The 1,191-nt window shown below is 68.1% G+C and carries 1 protein-coding gene; it reads left to right on the top strand.

What is annotated here, in order from left to right; all coding sequences use genetic code 11:
* Nucleotides 1-105 precede the first annotated feature (105 nt).
* Nucleotides 106-1,191 (top strand): IS630 family transposase, encoded by a 1,086-nt coding sequence (locus tag ABH928_RS36475; protein ID WP_370073056.1) that lies wholly within the window; start codon nt 106-108, stop codon nt 1,189-1,191.

Genomic DNA, 1,191 nt, shown 5'->3' with positions numbered 1-1,191 from the left:
CTAGTGATCTGGTCTTGAGGTTGTTCGTCGCCTCGTGAGTTCTGTGGTGTACCGAGTTCTGCCAGGGGGCTTTCGGGTCCGGCTGGTTGGCGGTGTGCTGCTGGTGTGGGCGACAACCGGTTGGAGCCGCTGGTGCTGTCGGATGCCGAGCGGGCGACGTTGCAGAACTGGGTCAAGCGGCGCACGACCGCGCAGGGGCTGGCCCTGCGGGCGCGGATCGTGCTGGCGTGTGCGGAGGGCGGCAGCAACATCGCGGTGGCGTCCCGCCTGCGTGTGAACCGCTCGACGGTGACGAAGTGGCGGGCTCGGTTCCTGCGTGAGCGCCTCGACGGGCTCTCGGACGAGCCGCGTCCCGGGGTGCCGCGGACCATCACCGACGCCCAGGTGGAGGAGGTGGTGGTCCGCACCCTGGAGCAGAGCCCGGCGGGGTCCACCCACTGGTCCAAGCGCGAGCTTGCGAGAGTGGTGGGGATCTCGCCCAGCAGCGTGCTGCGGATCTGGCACGCGTTCGGCCTGCAGCCGCACCGGGTCGAGACGTTCAAGATCTCGCCCGATCCGCTGCTGGTGGACAAGGTGCGCGACGTGGTCGGCCTCTACCTGGCCCCGCCGGCGAACGCGGCGGTGTTCGCGGTGGACGAGAAGCCGCAGATCCAGGCGTTACAGCGGACCGCACCGGTGCTGCCAATGCTGCCCGGGGTCCCCGAGCGACGCAGCTTCGACTACGTGCGGCACGGGACCGTGGACCTGTTCGCGGCGCTGGACACCGTGACGGGGAAGGTGATCGGGAAGCTGTCCGCCCAGCATCGGGCGGTGGACTTCCGTGACTTCCTCGACGAGATCGACCGGCAGACCGACAAACGCCTGGTGGTTCACGTGATCTGCGACAACCTGTCGACGCACAAGGCCCCGGTCGTCCACCGCTGGCTGCTGGCACATCCGAGGTTCACGCTGCACTTCACGCCGACCTACTCGTCCTGGATCAACCAGGTCGAGCGCTGGTTCGCCGAGCTCGAACGCCGCTGCCTCGCCCGCGGCGTCCACTGCTCCCTCGACAGCCTCAAGACCGCGCTGGAGCAGTGGATCCAGACCTGGAACGAGTCCGCTCAGCCCTTCCGCTGGACCAAGACCGCCGACCAGATCCTCGACCGCATCTGCCGCTACTGCACGCGCATCTCAGAACCAGATCACTAG

Source organism: Streptacidiphilus sp. MAP5-3, assembly GCF_041262505.1.
In the GTDB taxonomy this organism is placed as follows: Bacteria; Actinomycetota; Actinomycetes; order Streptomycetales; family Streptomycetaceae; genus Streptacidiphilus.
This window is presented reverse-complemented; position numbering and strand designations above follow the sequence as displayed.